Source organism: Hyphomicrobiales bacterium, assembly GCA_030688605.1.
Taxonomy (GTDB): Bacteria; Pseudomonadota; Alphaproteobacteria; order Rhizobiales; family NORP267; genus JAUYJB01.
Genome location: JAUYJB010000124.1, coordinates 1 through 19,721, shown reverse-complemented (window position 1 = coordinate 19,721; position 19,721 = coordinate 1). Strand labels below are relative to the sequence as shown.

The window sequence follows — 19,721 nt, the reverse complement described above, 5'->3', positions numbered from 1 at the left end:
GCCTGATGGTGGTGATGATCTCGTTCTCCTGCAGCGGCAGGAGATTGATCAACGCCTTACCGCGCGCCTGGGGTGCAGGCGCCGGCAGGCGCCAGTCGTTGAGCTTGTAAACGATGCCGCGCGAGGAGAAGAACAGCACCGGCGTGTGGGTCGAGGCGACGAACAGTCGGGCGACAAAATCCTCCTCCCGCGTCGCCATGCCGGCCCGGCCCTTGCCGCCGCGCCGCTGTGCCCGGTAGGTCGACAGCGGCACCCGCTTGATATAGCCGCGGTGGCTGACCGTCACCACCATGTCCTCGCGCTGGATCAGGTCCTCGTCCTCGACCTCGCCTTCATCTTCGACGATCTCGGTGCGGCGCGGGGTGGCGAACTCGTCGCGCACGTCTGTCAGCTCCCTCTTGATGATGTCGAGGATGCGCGCCCGCGAGCGCAGGATCTCCAGATAGTCGCCGATCTCGGCGCCGAGCTTGTTCAGTTCGTCGGCGATCTCGTCGCGGCCGAGCCCGGTCAGCCGCTGCAGCCGCAAATCGAGAATGGCGCGCGCCTGCTCGTCGGACAGCCGGTAGGTGCCGTCCTTGCGCAGCTGGTGGCGCGGATCGGCGATCAACGCGATCAGCGGCGCCATGTCCTTGGCCGGCCAGTCGCGGCTCTTGAGCGCCTCGCGCGCGCTCGCAGGGTCCGGCGCGGTGCGGATCAGGCGGATGACCTCGTCGATATTGGCGACCGCGATGGCCAGCCCCACCAGCACATGGGCGCGGTCGCGCGCCTTCATCAAGAGGTGCTTGGTGCGCCGCCCAATGACCTCCTCGCGAAACGCCGTAAAGGCCTGGATCAGGTCCTTCAGCCCCATCAGCTCGGGCCGGCCGCCGGTCAGCGCCACCATATTGCAGCCGAAGGTCGATTGCAGCGGCGAGAAGCGGTAGAGCTGGTTGAGGACGATGTCGGACATCGCATCGCGTTTCAGCTCGACGACCACGCGGATGCCGTCGCGGTCGGATTCGTCGCGGATGTCGGCGATGCCCTCGATGCGCTTGTCGCGCACCAGATGGGCGATCTTCTCGACCATCGAGGCCTTGTTGACCTGATACGGCACCTCGGTGATGACCAGCGCCTCGCGCTCCTTGCGGACGGTCTCCACATGGACCCGGCCGCGCATGGTCACTGAGCCGCGGCCGGTATGGTAGGCGGAGCGGATGCCGGCGCGGCCGAGGATGATGCCGCCGGTCGGAAAATCCGGCCCCGGCACGATCTCGATGAGCCCGGCCACGGTGATGTCCGGGTCGTCGATCAGCGCGATGCAGGCGTCGATCACCTCGCCCAGATTGTGCGGCGGGATGTTGGTCGCCATGCCGACGGCGATGCCACCGGCGCCGTTGGCGAGCAGGTTCGGAAAGCGCGCCGGAAGCACCGTCGGTTCGCGCTCGGAATTGTCGTAGTTGTTCTGGAAATCGACGGTGTCCTTGTCGATGTCCTCGAGTAGCGCGTGGGCCGGCTTGCCGAGGCGGATCTCGGTGTAGCGCATCGCCGCCGGCGGGTCGCCGTCGATGGAGCCGAAATTGCCCTGGCCGTCGAGCAGCGGCAGTCGCATGGAAAAGTCTTGCGCCATGCGCACCAGCGCATCGTAGATCGACTGGTCGCCATGCGGGTGATACTTGCCGATGACGTCGCCGACGACGCGTGCCGATTTGCGGTACGGCTTGTTCCAGTCATAGCCGCTCTCGTGCATCGAATGGAGGATGCGCCGATGCACCGGCTTGAGCCCGTCGCGCACGTCGGGCAGCGCCCTAGAGACGATCACGCTCATCGCGTAATCGAGGTAGGAACGCTTCATCTCCTCGGTGATGGAGACCGGAGCGATGTCGGCCGGAGGCTCGCCTTCGGGGCGCGTCGGATTATCTGCCAAGGACCGAATCCAAAGTTCGTTTGAACACGCTCATTTATAGCCGATTTGGCGCCGCAAAGCCACTGTCAAGCCCTTGCAGGTGTCTGAAAAACGTATTACAAATCAATTGGATATACGGCGATCATAAAAACGGCGCAACTCTTTTCCAGGCCCCGTGGCACGGTGTCGATCGAAAGCCGTCCGCGTCCCTGTCGCAGGCGCCTCGCACGGGCGGCAAGGAGGTCCGCGAAATGCCGGCCGATTTTCTGCTCAAGGCCTTCGTGACGCTGTTCGTGATCGTCGATCCGCTGGCGCTGGCGCCGGTGTTTCTCGCCTTGACGTCGGGCCTTGGCAACGCCGAGCGGCGTCAGGTCGCGCTGCGCGCGGTCCTCATCGCCTTTGTCGTGCTCACGGCTTTCGCACTTGGCGGCCAGCGCTTCGTCGCGCTGTTGGGGATCTCGTTTCCCGCCTTCCGCATCGCCGGCGGGCTGTTATTGTTTTCCATCGCCTTCGAGATGCTGTTCGAGAAGCGCCAGGCGCGTCACGAAGCGACGGCGGAAGCCGCGCGCGGCGAAGGCGAGATCCAGCAGATCGCCGCCTTCCCACTCGCCATTCCGCTGATCTCGGGCCCCGGTGCGATCACCGCGACCATGCTGCTGGCGGCGTCCGCGCACGGCGATTATCTGCGTCTCGGCCTGCTGGTCGCCGTCATCGCCGTGGTCATGGCGGGTTGCCTGACCGTCGCGCTCTTGGCCTCGCGCGTCGACAAGCTCCTCGGCGTTACCGGGCGTATCGTCTTTTCGCGCCTGCTGGGTGTGGTCCTGGCCGCGCTGGCCGTCCAGTTCGTCGTCGACGGGGTTTCCGAGCTCGTCCGCGGCGCAAGCAGCTAGGGCAGGGCGACCGTCACCGTGCGTCCACCGAGCCCGTGCACCTTGTCGTTGGCGCGGACCGTGACCTGGCCGATCGCGGCCGGGAACTCGACACCGCTCAGGCTGCGCGCGAAGGGCTGCTCGTTTTCATGCGGATGCAGAAGCACCCGGGTTGCCAGCACCGTCCCGTCCGGCGCCACGACATCCCAGCGGTCGGCGTAATGGTCCCAGCCCTCGTCGCCGTGCCGCACCGTGACGTCGAACCGGTAAACCCCCGCGCCCGTCGCTACGGCCTTGACCGCGACAACGTCCGCCTCGCCCGCTGCGGCGCCGTCGAGCGGGCAGCCGAAACCGAGGCCAAAACCGAGAAGCGCTACGATCACAAGCAAGGGCACGCTATTGTTCCATCGATGGTTGCATGGTGCCGCCCTTCCCTATCACGAAGGGAACGGCGCGGGCACCCGCCGGAGAAGGGGAGAATCGAGCCATGCCGGCGCACGGATCGAAAAAGGTCATCCACGCGGCGCTTGCCGGAAACTCGCTGATCGCCGTCACGAAGTTTGCCGCCGCCGCCTATACCGGCTCCTCGGCGATGCTGTCGGAGGCCATCCATTCGGTCGTCGACACCGGCAATCAGGGCCTGCTGCTTTACGGCTTGCGCCGCGCCAGGCAGCCGGCCGACGCCCAGCATCCTTTCGGCCACGCCCGCGAGCTTTACTTTTGGGCCTTCTTCGTCGCCATTCTGATCTTCGGGCTCGGCGCCGGCATTTCCATCTATGAGGGGCTGGCCGAGATCCGCGCGCCCCACCCGATCACCAGCCCGCTCGTCAACTTCGCGGTGCTGGCGGCCGCCCTCCTGTTCGAGCTTGCCGCCTGGATCGTCGCCTTCCGCGAGTTCCGCAAGGTGAAGGGCGAGGGCGGCTACCTTGCCGCCGTGCGACGCTCCAAGGACCCGACCGTGTTCACCGTCCTGTTCGAAGATACCGCCGCCATGCTCGGCCTCATTGTCGCGGCGATCGGCATCGCCTTGGCGGTCCATCTGGGTCGGCCGTGGATCGACGGCGCCGCCTCGATCGGCATCGGCCTGGTGCTCGCCGTGACCGCGGCGCTGCTCGCCTATGAATGCAAGGGGCTGCTGATCGGCGAGGCGGCCGACCCGTGGGTCGCAGCCGGCATTCGCCGCATCATCGGCGAGAAGACCGCGATCCGCGCCATCAACGAGCTGCGCACCCTGCATCTCGGCCCCGACGACATATTGCTGGCGCTGTCGGTCGATTTCATCGACCAAGTGGGCTCGGTCGAGATCGAGGAGACGATCAACGATCTGGAACGGCGCATCAAGACCGATTACCCGGACATCAGGCGGCTGTTCATCGAGGTGCAGTCGGCCGAGGACCACCGGGAATCCCTCGAGCGGGCCCGCGCCGCGCGCGAGGCCGAGGAACCGGAACGCAGCGGGGGCATCTGAACATTCGCGCAAGATCGGCGGTCGGGGCAACCGCGGGCCCGTCCGATGGTGGGACACCGCCCTTCCCCACCCGTCATTCTCGCGCCTGGGTCTTGCCGAAGGCCATCCCGAGGAGAGGCAGGGGCCGGAATCCGGAGCCGGGATGACCGGAGCGCCGCGCCCGGCTGCTTGGACCGCGTCATCCGGCATTGTCGGGCAAAGTGGCGGTGCTATTGACAGACCGTGCGGAAGGGCCAAAGCTGAGGGCTTGGGCAGCGGAGGCTCGGAGCGTGACAGCAGGGTCCGAGGCGTCGATCCGCATCGATGCGCCGTTTGACACGGCCCGCGCCGACCGGCTCATGGAGGAAGCGGGCATTGACGTGCTTCTGGCGACGTCGAAGCACAACGCCGGCTACCTGCTCGGCGGATATCGCTTCTTTTTCTTCTCGACCATGGATGCGATCGGCCACAGCCGCTATTTGCCGATCGTAATCTACGTCAAGGGCCGGCCCGAGGAAGCCGCCTATATCGGCAATGCCATGGAGGGCTGGGAGCACGCGAACCGGCCTTTCTGGACTCCAACCGTGCACCTTTCCTCCTGGGGCACAACGGATGCCGCGAAATTGGCGATCGCGCACCTCGGGAAGACCGGCAAGGCCGGCGCACGGATCGGCATCGAACCCGGCTTCTTGCCGGCAGACGCGCATGCGGCACTGACGGAAGGAACCGGCAGCGCCGGCCTTGCGGACGCCACCGGCGTGCTGGAACGGCTCAGGGCGATCAAGACGCCCGCCGAGCTTGCGAAATTGCGCACGGCTTCGGAACTGATTACCGAGTCGATGCTGGCGACCATCGCCTGGGCGCGCGAAGGATCGACCAAGCTCGAGATCGTCGAGCGGATGCGGCGTGAGGAAACCAATCGCGGATTGGAGTTCGACTACTGCCTGTTGACGTTCGGCGTGGACAAGAACCGCGCCCCGTCGGGCCGAGCCTGGAAGACCGGCGAGATCATGTCCATCGATTCCGGCGGCAACCATGACGGCTATATCGGCGACCTCTGCCGGATGACCGTGCTGGGTGAGCCGGATGCGGAACTGCAGGATCTCTTGGCCGAGGTCGATGGCGTGCAGCAGGCCGTCTTCGCCGAGATCCGAGCCGGCGCAATCGGCGGCGATGTGATCGCCTGCGGCAACGAAGTGCTGAAATCCGGTCCCAATTCGGGTGTCACCGACCTCGTCATCCACGGCATGGGGCTGGTCAGCCACGAGGTTCCGTTCCTGATAAACAACCGGATCTATGACGGCGTGGACGCCGAGCGGCCGCTTAAGGCAGGAATGGTGCTTTCGGTTGAAACCACGATGGCTCACGCGCGGCGCGGCTACATCAAGCTGGAGGATACCGTCGCGGTGACGGCGGACGGCTACGAGCTGTTCGGCGACCGTGGCCGCGGCTGGAACCGCGGCGGAAGCTCACGCGTCCCGGCATAGAGCTTGCGCTCTCGCCGTCGCTTGTCACGGATGACGAAAACCGTGCAGACCGGTCTCAATCGCGCTCAGCCGCAAGGCACTAGAACGGGATTTCGTCGTCGAGCTCGGCGGCGGCCGAGCCGGAGGAGTTCTGCATCGGGCTTGCGCGGCCGAAATCACCCGTCGCCTTGTCGCGCCAGGAATCCGACGTCGCGACCCTCAGATTGGCGACCGGCCGACCGCCCAGTCAATGATTTTCTCGCCATTGGTTAACCCCAAAATAACGCTCGTAGGGAATAAAGGCATACTGGCGGGCCGCACGAGCTATGAAATCATGTTCAGAATATTGTTTTCTCTGACCCTGAAGCGGGCATTTTGGCTGACGACGCTTGTCGGGCTCACCTTTTTCGTGGGGAGTCTCGTCGTACTGATTGTCTCTGGTGCTGGCTGGGCCGGCGCCGTCATCCCCACCATTTCTGAATCGGTGCTCGCTGTCATCCTCTCCGCGGTCATTGCCCAGTTTACGATCAGCATCGTGGGAGCAGTGCTCCTACGACATCAAAACCGCGAAATCGCGCAGTTGCGCACCGCCACCGACAGCATGGCGCAAGGTCTGTGCATGTTCGACTCCTCGGAACGTCTCGTTGTATGCAACTCGCAATATTACAGTATGTATGAGTTAACGCCAGATGACGTGAAGCCGGGGGCGACGCTGTCCGAAGTGCTGGCAAAGCGGGTTGCCAAGGGCACGTTCTCTCGCGACCCCCATCAATATCGAGCAGAGTTTTTGAATGCGGTGCGACAAGGGCGAACCATTGTGCACGAGGTCAAGTCCAAGGGCGGGCACCTCCTGTTGGTCACAAACCATCCGATGAAGGGGGGTGGCTGGATCGGCACTCACGAGGACGTCACCGAGAGGCGGCAGGTCGAGCAGCAACGCACGGCCATGCAACTTAAAGAAGAACGCCGCGCCGCCATCGAAAACGCGATCTCGGAATTCCGCCAGCGCGCCGAAAATCTGTTGCGAACCGTGACCGAAAGAGCGGTCATAATGCACTCGACGGCAATGCACCTATTCGATGCGTCCGGCCATACATCGCAACGTGCCGAAAGCGCGGTGCAAACGTCGAACGAAGCCTCGACGAATGTCGAGCACGTGGCGAGCGCCGCCGGAGAATTGTCGAACTCAATTGCCGAAATAGCACGACGGCTCAGCGAAAGTGCCGACGTCGTCCGGTCTGCAGTCAGCGAAGCGGAGATTACGAATCAGGAAATCAACGCCCTTGCGCAGGTCGCGCAGAAGATCGGCGATATCACAAAGCTGATCCGCGACGTTGCCGGGCAAACCAATCTGCTGGCGCTCAATGCCACAATTGAAGCGGCACGCGCCGGCGAGGCAGGTCGCGGCTTCGCGGTGGTCGCTTCCGAGGTGAAGTCGCTCGCGGCACAGACCGAAAAGGCAACCGCGGATATTTCGCGCCAGATCATGGAGGTGCAGAACTCGAGCGGCAAGGCCGTTGAGGCGTTCGGGCGAATCGCGAAGCGCATGGACAAAATCAACGATTACACATCCGCGATCGCCGCCTCGGTGCAGGAACAAAGCGCCGCTACAGATGACATTTCCCGTAACGTGACAAGCGCCGCCGACGGAACAAAGTTGGTTGCAGCCGTATTGAACGACGTAGCCAGCGCTACCGCCAGTAACCAACAATCGGCACAGACCGTGCTCACCGCATCGGCGTCGGTGGAGGAGGCAGCCGCCGATTTGCGCAACGAAGTCAAGAGCTTCCTTGCCAAGGTGGCTAACTAGACGGCCGCACGTCATATGTCGGCGGCGGGCACTTTTGCGACATCCGACGCAGCGTTCCATCGGTCCGGGCCGGATTCGAAAGCGGACATGTCGCGCTTCGGTGATCAACCGTCGTCTATGAGGATACGCTCTAAAACGGAATCTCGTCGTCGAGCTCGGCGGCGGCCGAGCCGGAGGAGTTCTGCATCGGGCTTGCGCGGCCGAAATCGCCCGTCGCCCCCTGGTCCCGCTCGCCGCCGGTCCGGCTGTCGAGCATGGTCAGCGTCGAATTGAAGCCCTGCAGCACCACTTCGGTGGTGTAGCGCTTCTGGCCGGACTGGTCCTCCCATTCGCGGGTTTGAAGCTGGCCCTCCAGATAGACCTTGGAGCCCTTGTGCAGATATTGCTCGGCGATCCGGCACAGCCCCTCGCTGAAAATCACCACGCGGTGCCACTCGGTGCGCTCGCGCCGCTCGCCCGTCGCCTTGTCGCGCCAGGAATCCGACGTCGCGACCCTCAGATTGGCGACCGGCCGGCCGTCCTGGGTGTGGCGGATTTCCGGATCCGCGCCCAGATTGCCGATCAGAATGACCTTGTTGACGCTGCCGGCCATCGCTTCCGTCTCCTTGACTTCGGTCCGCCCACCTGCCCCGGGTCCCTCGTCTACCCTATCGCCCGCAGGCTCCGGCAGGCCATCGCAAGCTTGCTCTTATCCACAGCGGGCTGTCAATGTTCCTATTATGTTCTAGTCGGGCGCAAAGTGCAACCGCTCTTTGCCGCGGCCGCGAGCGGCCGCCGCCGCTTCGCCGCAAGAGGCGCGGCAAAGCCTCCGCGCGGCCGTGAAGACCTGCGTCGACCGATTTCCGAAGTGTGATCCGTTGCCCGCCGACGAGCGCTGGCGGGAATTGGCGAGGCCCTTGGTTGAAGGCCGCACCCGTGTCGGTCCGCACGAACTCGTCGACGCTGCCGGCCGTCGCGCCCGCCGCCTTGAAACAGGTCCGCCCCACCTCCCCAGGTCCCGAATCCACCCTATCGCCGAGTCGCCGCGGCGCGCCATCGCAAGCTTGCGCTTATCCACAGTCGCCTGCTAATGTTCTTATTATGTTCTAGCTGGGCGCAAAGCGCAACCCTTCCTCGGCGCAAGCCAAGGGACGGATTTGGCGTATCATGCGGCGGAAATGGGAAGCGGCATGTTTCGGCTGGTCGCATCGCTGGTTTTGATTCTCACCCTCGCCGCGCCCGCGCAGGCGGCTGTCGGCGCGTGGGCAGGCCTTTCCCCGAACGGCCCGGCCCTGCCCCCGTCCGGCGGCCCGCCTCTACGGACCGAACCGGACCTTGCCCGGGCGCTCCACGACTACGACGCGGCGATCGCCCGCAACCCCGACGATCCGTTCGCCTATCACGGGCGCGCGGTGATCTGGCACCGCCTCGGCGAGCTGGAGCGCGCCATCGCCGACTATGACAGGGCCATCGCGCTGGCGCCCGCCTATGCCGAGGCTCACCGGGACCTCGGCGATGCCTGGTACGGCAGGGACGAGTTCCTTCGCGCCATTGCCGGCTATGCGAAGGCGGTCGATCTCAATCCCCGCGATTTCATCGCCTACAACAATCGCGGCGCCGCCAACGAGATACTGGGCTTTCTCGACCGGGCGATCGCCGACTATACCAAAAGCGTCGAACTCAACCCCGGCTATGCCCGGGCGTACCGGAATCGCGGCGATGCCTGGGACAAGAAGGGCGAGTCCGCGCGGGCCATCGCCGACTACGACAAGGCGATTGCCCTCAACCCGCGCGACTATGTGGCCTATCTCAACCGGGGTGCGACCTTCAACAATATGGGCAGGCCCGAGCGGGCGCTCGCCGACTTCAATCAATCGATTGAATTGAACCCGGATGTCGCCCTAAGCTACTGGAATCGCGCCATTATTCGGGTCAACAGGGGCGATGTCGACGAGGCGATCGGCGACTTTTCGCGGGCGATCGCGCTCGATCCGGCCGATGCGGAAAGCTATGCCGAGCGCGGCTGGCTGCGGGCGCGCCGGGGCCAGATCATAAGCGCGATCAAGGACTTGGCGATGACCCTCCGGCTCAGAATTGCCCGCTCGGAAGGCGCCCGCCGCTGGGTCGAACTGTTCCAATTGGTCGCCGACATGTTCGGTTTCGACCCGGAAAGTCCCGCCCTCGAGACCGGGGATGCCGCCGGAGGCTGACCGTCGCCGGCCCAGGATGCCGCGTCTCGCCTTGCCCATTGCCGCCATCGGCCAACTCGCTTAAGTGCTTAAGCCATGCCCGACCCTTCCCGACAGATCTCCGTGCGCGGCGCGCGCGAGCACAATCTGAAGAACGTCGATGTCGACATTCCGCGCGACAAGCTCGTCGTGATCACCGGCCTCAGCGGCTCCGGCAAGTCGTCGCTCGCCTTCGACACCATCTATGCCGAGGGCCAGCGGCGCTATGTGGAGTCTCTCTCCGCCTATGCCCGCCAGTTCCTGGAGATGATGCACAAGCCCGACGTCGACCAGATCGACGGGCTGTCGCCGGCGATCTCGATCGAGCAGAAGACGACCTCCCGAAATCCGCGCTCGACGGTCGCCACGGTGACCGAGATCTACGACTATATGCGGCTCTTGTTCGCCCGCGCCGGCGTGCCCTATTCGCCGGCCACAGGCCTTCCCATCGAGAGCCAGACGGTGAGCCAGATGGTCGACCGCGTCCTGGCGCTGCCCGAGGGGACGCGGCTCTATCTGCTGGCGCCGATGGTGCGCGGGCGCAAGGGCGAGTACAGAAAAGAGCTCGCGGACCTGATGAAAAAGGGCTTCCAGCGGGTCAGGATCGACGGCACCTTCCACGAGATCGCCGAGGCGCCTTCGCTCGACAAGAAGTTCAAGCACGACATCGACGTGGTGGTCGACCGCATCGTCGTGCGCGGCGACATCGCGGCGCGGCTCGCGGACTCGCTCGAAACGGCGCTGGAGCTTGCCGACGGCATCGCCGTCGCCGAGTTCGCCGATGCGCCGGCGAAGGCCGCAAGACAGGACCCCTCCCCGGACCTTCGGTCCGACCCTCCCCTTTCAGGGGAGGGAGAAGAGGAAGCTCCTCCCCCTGAAAGGGGGAGGCTGAAGGAGGGGGTCATCTCCGCCGACAAACCCGCCAAGGCCGCAAGACAGGACCCCTCCCCGGACCTTCGGTCCGACCCTCCCCTTTCAGGGGAGAGAGAAGAGGAAGCTCCTCCCCCTGAAAGGGGGAGGATGAAGGAGGGGGTCATTTCCGCCGCCAAGCCCGACCGCCTCATCTTCTCGCAGAAATTCGCCTGCCCGGTCTCCGGCTTCACCATCTCCGAGATCGAGCCCAGGCTGTTCTCCTTCAACAACCCGTTCGGCGCCTGCCCGGCCTGCGGCGGGCTCGGCGCCGAGCCCAAGGTCGACGCAAGCCTGGTGGTGCCGGACGGGACATTGACGCTGAGGCGCGGCGCCATCGCCCCCTGGGCGCGCTCGACCTCGCCCTATTACCTGCAGACCCTGCAGGCGCTGGCTTCCCACTACGGCTTCTCGATGACCGGGCCCTGGGCCGAGCTGCCGGAGCTGGCCCGCGAGGCGATCCTGTTCGGTACCGGCGAGGAGCCGGTGACATTCACCTATGACGACGGGGTGCGCGCCTATCAGACGACCAAGCCCTTCGAGGGGGTGATCCCGAACCTGGAGCGGCGCTGGCGCGAGACCGATTCGGCCTGGGCGCGCGAGGAGATCGAGCGCTTCCAGACCGCCCAGCCCTGCCTTGCCTGCTCGGGCTACCGGCTGAAGCCCGAGGCGCTGGCGGTGAAGATCGCGGGGCTCCATATCAGCCAGGTGGCCGAGATGTCGATCCGTGCCGCCGGCGACTGGTTCGCCGCCCTGCCGGAGAAGCTGACGGCGAAACAGAACGAGATCGCCGGCAGGATCCTCAAGGAGATCCGCGACCGGCTGAATTTCCTCAACGATGTCGGCCTCGACTATCTCACCCTGTCGCGCGCCTCGGGCTCCCTTTCGGGCGGCGAGAGCCAGCGCATCCGGCTTGCCTCGCAGATCGGCTCGGGGCTGACCGGCGTCCTCTACGTGCTCGACGAGCCCTCCATCGGCCTGCACCAGCGCGACAATGCCCGCCTCCTGGAGACGCTGAAGAACCTGCGCGATCTCGGCAACACCGTCATCGTCGTCGAGCATGACGAGGAGGCCATCCGTTCCGCCGACTATGTGGTCGATGTCGGCCCCGGCGCCGGTATCCATGGCGGCGAGATCGTCGCCCGCGGCACGCCTGAAGACGTGATGGCGGCGCCGGCGAGCCTGACCGGGCAGTACCTCACCGGATTTCTGCAGATCCCGGTGCCGCGGGAGCGCCGCCGGCCGCGGAAGGGCAAGCTGTTGCGGCTTTCCGGCGCGCGCGCCAACAATCTTAAAGATATCACCGCCGAGGTGCCGCTCGGCCTTTTCACCTGCGTCACCGGCGTCTCCGGCGGCGGCAAGTCGACGCTACTCATCGATACGCTCTATCGCGCCGCCGCCCGGCGCATTTCCGGCGCCCGCGAGCACCCCGGCGCCCACGACACGATCGAGGGGCTCGAATTCCTCGACAAGGTGATCGACATCGACCAGTCGCCGATCGGCCGCACGCCGCGCTCCAACCCCGCCACCTATACCGGCGCCTTCACGCCGATCCGCGAATGGTTCACCGGCCTGCCGGAATCCAAGGCGCGCGGCTACAAGCCGGGGCGGTTTTCGTTCAACGTCAAGGGCGGGCGCTGCGAGGCCTGCCAGGGCGACGGGCTGATCAAGATCGAGATGCACTTCCTGCCCGACATCTACGTCACCTGCGACCAGTGCAAGGGCCGCCGCTACAATCGCGAGACGTTGGAGGTCAAGTTCAAGGGCCGGTCGATCGCCGACGTGCTCGACATGACGGTCGAGGAGGCGGCCGGCTTCTTCTCCGCCGTGCCGGCGGTGCGCGACAAGATGGAGACGCTGAAGCGCGTCGGCCTCGGCTACATCCATGTCGGCCAGCAGGCGACGACGCTATCCGGCGGCGAGGCGCAGCGCGTCAAGCTGTCGAAGGAATTGTCCAGGCGGGCGACCGGGCGCACCCTCTACATCCTCGACGAGCCGACCACCGGCCTGCATTTCCATGACGTGGCGAAGCTGCTGGAGGTGCTGCACGAGCTGGTCGACCAGGGAAATACCGTGGTGGTCATCGAGCACAATCTGGAGGTCATCAAGACGGCCGACTGGATCATCGACCTCGGCCCCGAGGGCGGCGACGCCGGCGGCGAGATCGTCGCGAGCGGCCCGCCCGAGGCGGTGGCGAAGGAGCCGCGGAGCTACACCGGCGCGTTCCTTAAATCCGCGCTCGCCAAGGCGCGCGGCGGGAAGAGGACCGAGGCGGCGGAGTGAAGAGCTGGCTACGCTTCGTGCAATCTTCGCGCTTCGACTTCGTGAATCCCCGCGATGGTAATGCGATAGACGCCGTTTGCGCCGTGAATGAACGCCTTTTTGTGTTCGAGTTGATGCAACGTTCGGCGAAGGTTCTTTCGCATGATTGGTTGGACCCAGCCAGCGAGGTCGTCGTAGGTCGCCCCTATTGGCCCCCGCTCATAAAGGAGGAGCAAGGTGAACGCGCTCGCCTTCAGTTTCGGGTTCAGCACCTTCAAGAAGCCATCAAAATCCTGAACAGCCGGTGCTCGCCGAACAACCAGGTCGTCTATGATTCGCCTCGCTTTGTCCGCCGCCACGCCGTGGTAGAGGCGAACGAATTCAGCCATGATCCAATCCAAAGTTGAAGCGACGAGCATTGCGTCTTGGAGATTCGGATCAATCCCGTCGGCAAGGTGCGCGGCGTCACGCTTATTCCGAATGTCATAGACGACACGAAGAGCGCGCGGGATGTGAATGCGGATGGAATCCGAGTGAGTCTTCGACAATTGCGCGAGTGCACTGATGATCGCCTCGCTCTTGATGCTTGCATTCAGAGGATCAAAGGAGCCGGTTGTTGCCTGCTGCAACATCCTGAAAGCGGCCTCGCAGAAGCGACCGCCTTCAACTTCGCTCAAGCGCAAGCCGCCCAAATAGAAGTTTCGCTTGGCCTCGTCGTAGCCGGCTAGCAGCTCGTCGACCAGTTTCTGGTCGAAGACTTTCTTGAGGTTCTGTTCGATTGCAGTGAGCATCCGTCTGACCTACTAGGCCCCGACTCAACCACTGTCGGCCAGGTTCGTGATCAACCTTCCTGGCTCAGTTCCTTCACAAGTTCAGCACCGCGTTTGAGGCCCGGACTCGTGAGGGTCCAGCCCTTCGCCTTCGTTCCAGTAAACTCATTGCCGCCCTTCATATATTTCATGTGATTTGTGTGATCGTAGAAGCCGTGTTGCTCACAAAATGCCCGAGCTACCTTGTCGTCGAATTTCGCTTCGCCTGACGTCAGCATGCGCGCAATTCCGACTAGAATGTACGCATTGCGAACCTTTTCCTTATTAAATTTTCCCGGAATTTCGGCAGCGATCACGTCAACGTCTTCCCCTTCCAGATGAAAGACTTGCTCGACCTGTTCCATCGACAACTGATTTTGCTTGAGCCAAGTCCGCGTGCGGAGTGGGAGGTCTGAAGGCTCGCCACCGACACCAGCACTGCCACTGCTTTCCGCAGTGCCCGGCTGACTTGGCAGGACCGGAGTCTCACCGAGCAACGCCAGCGAGGCTTGAACGACGCGAAGTCGCTCAACTGATTCGAGCGGCCTCAACTCAGTGACAATAGCCGAAACAATATCGGTCATGGGCTTCGTTGTCATGGCTCTATCCCATTCAGTCTATTCCACGTACATCCAACGTTTGTCCTCCTTGATGCGTCGAAGGACTTTGGAACGCACTAAACGCAGCATGACCGGGGAGAGCGAGGTTGCGGGATAAAAATGACCCTTGTCCCTCAGAGCAATCCTGATCGTGCCCAGATCCCGCGGCACGGCGAAGAACCCATCCGATATTAGCTCTTCGACCACACTAGTCGGGGTGGCCCTAGGTCGGCTCTGCCGCCTATGCCGATTAGCCCTCTCTGGCTCGTCGTCCGACACGCCTTGCTCAAGACGCGCCAGCAGTGCCACCACCTCCTCGTGCGATCCCTCCAGCGCAACTGTCGTGCCGCTCTTCATCGTATACACAGCCTTGGCCATTTGCTGCCTCCAACAGTTCTATCTCAAAAAGATACCTGGGATTAGGCGCCCTTGTCAAGAACACAAATTTGGATATTGCTTCACCATTATCCGCGCGATTGTTTGATTTTTTGCTGAGCCATCGGAACACATCACCAGGCACGCATTATGCGACTTGTCTACTTACGTGATTGTCTTCTATTACCAGTACAGCCCGTCTATCCAATGAAGCGAGCGCGGCGTGTGGACGGCGTCCTTCGTGCTGTGATCGGATTGGAATATTCCCCTCCTCAAGCCAAATAGCCTAAAAACTCGCGGGAATCCTCGACAACACGCCACAGCTCGAATACGGCATGCCTATTGACTCGCCGGCGGCGTTCGCCGACCGTTGTGATCCAATTTGAAAGGCGACCTGCGTTGCGGTTACAATCCTGACCAAAGCTGTCCGGGATTGCAAACGAGAAATCTCATTATCCTGTTGTTTGCATTAGAAATATTCAGTCTGCATTTATACGGGTTGGCAAAATGGTATCAGTATCACCTGTCTATCCAATGAAGCGAGCGCGGCGCGTTGTGGGCGACCTTCGTGCTGTGATTGGACTGGCATATTCCATTTCTTAAGCCGAATAGGCCCAGAAATCGCAGAAATCTTGACAAAACGCGATGGCTCGAATACGGCATGCCTATTGGCTCGCCGGCGGCGTTCGCTGACCGTTGTGATCCAGCCCGTAGGATGGATTGAGCACAGCGGTTACTGGGTTGCCCGATCGAGTCGGGGAACGACGGTGTGTCGAATGCGGAGAGGTGGGATTCCCCTCACCCTCGTCATGCGCGGGCTTGAACCGCGCATCCATTCCGTAACGGCGCGGCGAGACGAGGGGTCAGTGGAATGGACCGCCGGATCAAGTCCGGCGGTGACGATTGGAAGTGGGTTGTCCCCGCGTCGTCCCGGACAAGCGCCGGCCGCAAAGAGAATGCAACCGCCGCCGCCTCTGTGATATGTGCTGGGTCATGACCGGAACAGATGAAATCGAAAAGGCCGTAGCGAAGCTCTCGGCCGACGAGCACGCCAGGTTCCGCGCCTGGTTCGAGGCGTTCGACGCCGCCCGTTTCGACGACAAGATCGCGCGCGACGCCGAACGCGGCAAGCTCGACCGGCTGGCCGACGAGGCGATTGCCAACGTCGATAAGGGCCGCGCCCGCGAGCTATGAGGCACTTCGCCAGTGCCTCATTCTGGCAAGCCTATGAACAGCTCCCCGAGCAGGTCCGCGCGCTGGCCGACCGGAATTTCACGCTGCTGAAGCAGAATCCGCAGCATCCTTCGCTGCATTTCAAGAAGATCGGCCGCTTCCGCTCGGTCCGCGTCGGGCCGCGCTACCGGGCACTCGCCGTGGAGGTCACCGACGGGCACGTCGCGGCACACCCGGTGGCCGCACTGCTCCTTGAGCGCCTTGACGCGGATTGCCGTCTCGGCGGCGCGGGCTTTCCCTCCGCGCCCGCCGCTGATAATCATCATACACCGATATCGGGGAAAATCGCACCGGCGGGCATCGAGGATCGGCGATGAATGAAGAGGCCGTCGCAACCGGCGAAGGAGCCTTCGCCTTCGAGCCGGAAACCGTGCTCAAGCAGGATATCTTCGGGCGCATCGTTCTCGGCCGACTCGGCGCTTCCGGCGAAAAGGCGATTCTGCGCGATCTATCCGAGCGCAAATGGTGGGCCGCGCCGATCAGCGCCCATCTGGCGCGGCGCGAGGTGCGCGCGCTCAAGACCCTTGCCGGCGTTTCCGGCGTGCCGCGCCTGCTCGGCCGCGAGGCCAAGCGCATCTACCGGCAATGGCTCCCCGGCGTGCCGCTGCACGTCGCCGAGCCGCATGGCGACGTCGCCTATTTCAAGCAGGCCCGCGCCATTCTCGCCGAGCTGCGCAAGCGCGGCGTCACCCATAACGACCTCGCCAAGCCGCAGAACTGGCTGCGCGCGCCGGACGGCAGGCCGCAGCTCCTCGACTTCCAGCTCGCCCACGTCCACCGCCGCAAGGGCCGCCTCTACCGGGTCATGTCCTATGAGGACATCCGCCACCTGATCAAGCACAAGCGCCGCTACTGCCCCGAGGCGACCACCGCCCGCGAGCGCGCCATCGCCGATCGGCGCAGCCTGCCGTCGCGGATCTGGCGCAAGAGCGGCAAGGCCGTCTACAATCTCGTCACCCGCCGGCTGCTGCACTGGTCCGACGGCGAAGGCGGCGGCGACCGGCTCGCCCATTATGGCGGCGCGCTCGCCGATTTTCTGGAGCGCCATCCCGCCGTCGCCGAGGCCGCCGTGACCAGCTATCCTCACCCCTCCCACAGGGTGGAAGGGCTATACGCCTTCGCCGCCGTCGCCGAGCCCGCCGACGGGCTCGACCTCGCCGCCTGGAGCCGCAAGGAGCTCGGCCCGCTCGCCGGCGCCGACCTCGTTCAGCTCGTCCCGGCGCTGCCGCGATCCGCCGCCGGCGAAATCCGCCATGATCTGTTGCGGCTGGTGGCGCAGAACCTGCTCGACGAGATCGGGCCGCTGACCGCGGGCGATGCGAATCTGGAGGCGCTGATGGCGCGGATCGTCGCCCAACGGGTCAATCTGAGCGACCGGCGAGGGCTTGCCTCGCGCACGGCCGCGGCAGGCGGGGTGGTATAAGCCCCGCTTTGAGGACCTCACACGCCGTGACGCTGCCGATAGAAGCTTGCCGAGCGGGTGGCGTACCAGGTCTCCAGCGGCACGACGATCGGCTTTTCGCCGTTCCTGAACACCCAGGAATCGACCGCGTAGCGCCGCCCCGTCGCCCGTTCGGCGAGCACGGCGGTATTGTGCGGATAGACGAAATCGATGAGAAATCCCTTGGAGGCCGGGTAGGCGACCCCGTGGTGGCGTAACAGGCCGAGCTGGTCGAGCAGCAACAGGTAGCTGGTCGAGTTTGCGGCCTCGTCGATGCAGTCCATCTGCGTCGGGTCGCCGCCGCTGGCGAGGTCGCGATAGTCGCGGTCCGCCGAGGTGCCGGTCATGGCGCCGACCTTGGTCTCCATCGCCGCGATGACGTAGGCGACCGCCACGCGCTCCGCCTCGGCGGAGGCTGCGCCCGGCGCCATCATCCGCCGGATCATGGCGAGATCGGCATCGTCGAGCCGGATGCGGGTGGTCCGCCCGCAGCCATAGGCATGGCAGATGGTGATCGCGCCGTTCTCCGGCGGCGCGCCGCCGTTGCGACGCAGATAATCCCGCGGGTCGCGAAGATCCTGGGCCGCCGCGCCGACGGCCAGCAGGAGCAGGAAAGTCGCCCCCGCGGCCGGTCCCCTCAGCAGCGTTGCCGCTCTGCTCCGCCCAAGCCCCATCGATTCGGTCCCTCCGGTCCGTGCAGCTGTTTTAACATCGTGCTCCGGGCCCCGCCAATACGGCGTTGCGAACCTGCGTGCGACAGTCTTCAACCGGGCGGCTTTAGACTCTATGTTCAGGCCGATGTCGAACAAGCATGCCCCCGTCCACATTGTCGGCGGCGGTCTCGCCGGCTCCGAGGCCGCCTGGCAGCTCGCCGCAGCCGGCGTGCCGGTGGTGCTGCACGAGATGCGCCCCGTCCGCGGCACCGCGGCGCACAAGACCGGCGCACTCGCCGAGCTTGTCTGCTCGAACTCGTTCCGCTCCGACGACGCGGCGACCAATGCCGTCGGCCTGCTGCACGCGGAGATGCGCCGCGCGGGCTCCCTCATCATCCGGGCCGCCGACGCCAACCAGGTGCCGGCCGGCGGCGCGCTTGCCGTCGACCGGGAGGGCTTCGCCGCCGCCGTCACCGCTGCCCTTGAGGCCCATCCGCTGGTCAGCCTCGACCGCGCCGAGGTCGCGGGCCTGCCGCCCGAGGATTGGGAGAGCGTCATCATCGCCACCGGCCCCCTCACCTCTCCGGCCTTGGCCGACGCGATCCGCGCGCTGACCGGCGAAGAGGCGCTCGCCTTCTTCGATGCCATCGCCCCCATCGTCTACAAGGAGAGCATCGATTTAGGCAAAGCCTGGATGCAGTCGCGCTACGACAAGCCGGGCCCCGGCGGCAGCGGAGCCGACTATGTCAACTGCCCGCTGACCCGCGAGGCCTACGGCGCCTTCATCGACGCGCTTCTTGCCGGCGATAAGACCGAGTTTCACGACTGGGAGGCCGCGACGCCCTATTTCGACGGCTGCCTGCCGATCGAGGTGATGGCCGAGCGCGGCCGCGAGACCCTGCGCCACGGGCCGATGAAGCCGTTCGGCCTGACCGACCCGCGGGCGCCCGACAGGAAGCCCTATGCGGTGGTCCAGCTGCGCCAGGACAATGCGCTCGGCACGCTTTACAACATGGTCGGATTCCAGACCAAGCTGAAATATGCCGAGCAGGCGCGCATCTTCCGCATGATCCCGGGACTGGAGCAGGCCGAGTTCGCGCGGCTCGGCGGGGTGCACCGCAATACGTTCCTCAATTCGCCGCGGCTGCTCGACAGGAGCCTGCGGCTCAAGCAGCGTCCGCAACTGCGTTTTGCCGGTCAGATCACCGGCTGCGAGGGCTATGTGGAAAGCGCCGCCGTCGGCCTTCTCGCCGGCCGTTTCGCCGCCGACGAGCGCTTCGGCAAAGCGGCCGTGCCGCCGCCAGCGACCACCGCCATGGGGGCGCTCGTCAACCACATCACCGGCGGTCACGTCGAGACCATCGACGCCGGCCCGCGCTCGTTCCAGCCGATGAACGTCAATTTCGGCCTGTTCCCGCCCATCCCCGCCCCGTGGGCGGAAGGCGGCAAGCGCCTGCGCGGCAAGGACAGGGCGCTGGCCCGCAAGCAGGCGCTGACCGCCCGCGCCCTTGCCGACTTCGAAGGCTGGATAACGGGCATTAGGGCGGCGGCGGAGTAGTCGCGACCCGATTGAATTGGACGATGGCGCTCACGGCAACCGCCCCCACCTCTCCCCAGTCTATCGTATGCACACATCTCAAGTGAGCCGCCCAAGCCATTTCGAAAAAGCGAGTCTTTCCAACAAATGCGAAGGCACCGGATACTGACCGTTTCTCCTAAGGTAGGGCAGATAAGTTATTGGAATCATTGAGGTCAAAAG

Annotated in this window: 17 protein-coding genes; 10 read left to right on the top strand and 7 right to left on the bottom strand. The window is 64.6% G+C overall.

Going from position 1 to position 19,721, the window contains the following annotated elements; all coding sequences use genetic code 11:
* The coding region (gene gyrA / locus Q8P46_13515) for a DNA gyrase subunit A (GenBank protein ID MDP2621166.1) at nt 1-1,903 on the bottom strand (1,903 nt) is incomplete at its 3' end.
* 230 nt (nt 1,904-2,133) lie between these two features.
* On the opposite strand from gyrA, the gene Q8P46_13510 reads away from it, so the two are divergent.
* Nucleotides 2,134-2,772 (top strand): MarC family protein, encoded by a 639-nt coding sequence (locus Q8P46_13510; protein MDP2621165.1) that lies wholly within the window; start codon nt 2,134-2,136, stop codon nt 2,770-2,772.
* Here Q8P46_13510 and Q8P46_13505 read toward each other — a convergent pair.
* On the bottom strand, nt 2,769-3,140 hold the full coding sequence (locus tag Q8P46_13505; GenBank protein ID MDP2621164.1) for a hypothetical protein: 372 nt from the start codon (nt 3,138-3,140) through the stop codon (nt 2,769-2,771). The genes Q8P46_13510 and Q8P46_13505 overlap by 4 nt on opposite strands.
* Before the next feature lie 98 nt (nt 3,141-3,238).
* Between Q8P46_13505 and Q8P46_13500 the strand changes: the two genes are divergently transcribed.
* The 3 genes from Q8P46_13500 to Q8P46_13490 all read left to right on the top strand — a co-directional run bounded on the left by Q8P46_13500 (nt 3,239) and on the right by Q8P46_13490 (nt 7,474).
* Nucleotides 3,239-4,219 carry a cation diffusion facilitator family transporter gene (locus Q8P46_13500; GenBank protein ID MDP2621163.1) on the top strand — a complete coding sequence of 327 codons (981 nt, stop codon included), beginning with the start codon at nt 3,239-3,241 and terminating at the stop codon, nt 4,217-4,219.
* 269 nt (nt 4,220-4,488) lie between these two features.
* On the top strand, nt 4,489-5,685 hold the full coding sequence (locus Q8P46_13495) for a Xaa-Pro peptidase family protein (protein ID MDP2621162.1): 1,197 nt from the start codon (nt 4,489-4,491) through the stop codon (nt 5,683-5,685).
* Between the two features lie 229 nt (nt 5,686-5,914).
* The gene (locus Q8P46_13490; protein ID MDP2621161.1) at nt 5,915-7,474 is read left to right on the top strand and encodes a methyl-accepting chemotaxis protein; all 1,560 of its coding nucleotides are present in this window, start codon (nt 5,915-5,917) and stop codon (nt 7,472-7,474) included.
* A 130-nt stretch (nt 7,475-7,604) separates the two neighbouring features.
* Here the strand turns inward: Q8P46_13490 and Q8P46_13485 are convergent, their stop codons facing one another.
* Entirely contained in the window at nt 7,605-8,066 is a 462-nt protein-coding gene (locus Q8P46_13485) for a single-stranded DNA-binding protein (GenBank protein MDP2621160.1), read from the bottom strand.
* A 577-nt stretch (nt 8,067-8,643) separates the two neighbouring features.
* Between Q8P46_13485 and Q8P46_13480 the strand changes: the two genes are divergently transcribed.
* Both Q8P46_13480 and uvrA read left to right on the top strand, forming a co-directional pair.
* Nucleotides 8,644-9,663: a tetratricopeptide repeat protein gene (locus Q8P46_13480; GenBank protein ID MDP2621159.1), complete on the top strand. Its 1,020-nt coding sequence runs from the start codon at nt 8,644-8,646 to the stop codon at nt 9,661-9,663.
* A gap of 75 nt (nt 9,664-9,738) precedes the next feature.
* Complete coding sequence (gene uvrA, locus Q8P46_13475) at nt 9,739-12,873, top strand: excinuclease ABC subunit UvrA (GenBank protein MDP2621158.1); 3,135 nt, start codon at nt 9,739-9,741, stop codon at nt 12,871-12,873.
* A gap of 8 nt (nt 12,874-12,881) precedes the next feature.
* Here the strand turns inward: uvrA and Q8P46_13470 are convergent, their stop codons facing one another.
* From Q8P46_13470 to Q8P46_13460, 3 genes are read right to left on the bottom strand one after another with little or no spacing between them, the layout of a single operon-like run.
* Nucleotides 12,882-13,643: a hypothetical protein gene (locus Q8P46_13470; GenBank protein ID MDP2621157.1), complete on the bottom strand. Its 762-nt coding sequence runs from the start codon at nt 13,641-13,643 to the stop codon at nt 12,882-12,884.
* A gap of 50 nt (nt 13,644-13,693) precedes the next feature.
* Nucleotides 13,694-14,260, bottom strand: coding sequence for a hypothetical protein (locus tag Q8P46_13465; protein MDP2621156.1), 567 nt, complete (start codon nt 14,258-14,260; stop codon nt 13,694-13,696).
* An 18-nt stretch (nt 14,261-14,278) separates the two neighbouring features.
* The gene (locus Q8P46_13460; protein ID MDP2621155.1) at nt 14,279-14,638 is read right to left on the bottom strand and encodes a hypothetical protein; all 360 of its coding nucleotides are present in this window, start codon (nt 14,636-14,638) and stop codon (nt 14,279-14,281) included.
* Between the two features lie 990 nt (nt 14,639-15,628).
* On the opposite strand from Q8P46_13460, the gene Q8P46_13455 reads away from it, so the two are divergent.
* The 3 genes from Q8P46_13455 to Q8P46_13445 are packed head-to-tail and all read left to right on the top strand — an operon-like array spanning nt 15,629 to nt 17,291.
* On the top strand, nt 15,629-15,829 hold the full coding sequence (locus Q8P46_13455; protein MDP2621154.1) for a hypothetical protein: 201 nt from the start codon (nt 15,629-15,631) through the stop codon (nt 15,827-15,829).
* Entirely contained in the window at nt 15,826-16,185 is a 360-nt protein-coding gene (locus tag Q8P46_13450; GenBank protein ID MDP2621153.1) for a hypothetical protein, read from the top strand. Before Q8P46_13455 ends, Q8P46_13450 begins: the two co-directional genes overlap by 4 nt.
* Nucleotides 16,182-17,291 carry a serine/threonine protein kinase gene (locus Q8P46_13445; GenBank protein MDP2621152.1) on the top strand — a complete coding sequence of 370 codons (1,110 nt, stop codon included), beginning with the start codon at nt 16,182-16,184 and terminating at the stop codon, nt 17,289-17,291. The genes Q8P46_13450 and Q8P46_13445 overlap by 4 nt, the downstream gene beginning before the upstream one ends.
* A gap of 17 nt (nt 17,292-17,308) precedes the next feature.
* Here Q8P46_13445 and Q8P46_13440 read toward each other — a convergent pair whose 3' ends face one another.
* Nucleotides 17,309-17,983: a hypothetical protein gene (locus Q8P46_13440; GenBank protein MDP2621151.1), complete on the bottom strand. Its 675-nt coding sequence runs from the start codon at nt 17,981-17,983 to the stop codon at nt 17,309-17,311.
* 124 nt (nt 17,984-18,107) lie between these two features.
* Here Q8P46_13440 and trmFO point away from each other — a divergent pair, with 124 nt between their 5' ends.
* Complete coding sequence (gene trmFO, locus Q8P46_13435; protein MDP2621150.1) at nt 18,108-19,520, top strand: methylenetetrahydrofolate--tRNA-(uracil(54)-C(5))-methyltransferase (FADH(2)-oxidizing) TrmFO; 1,413 nt, start codon at nt 18,108-18,110, stop codon at nt 19,518-19,520.
* Nucleotides 19,521-19,721: the final 201 nt, after the last annotated feature.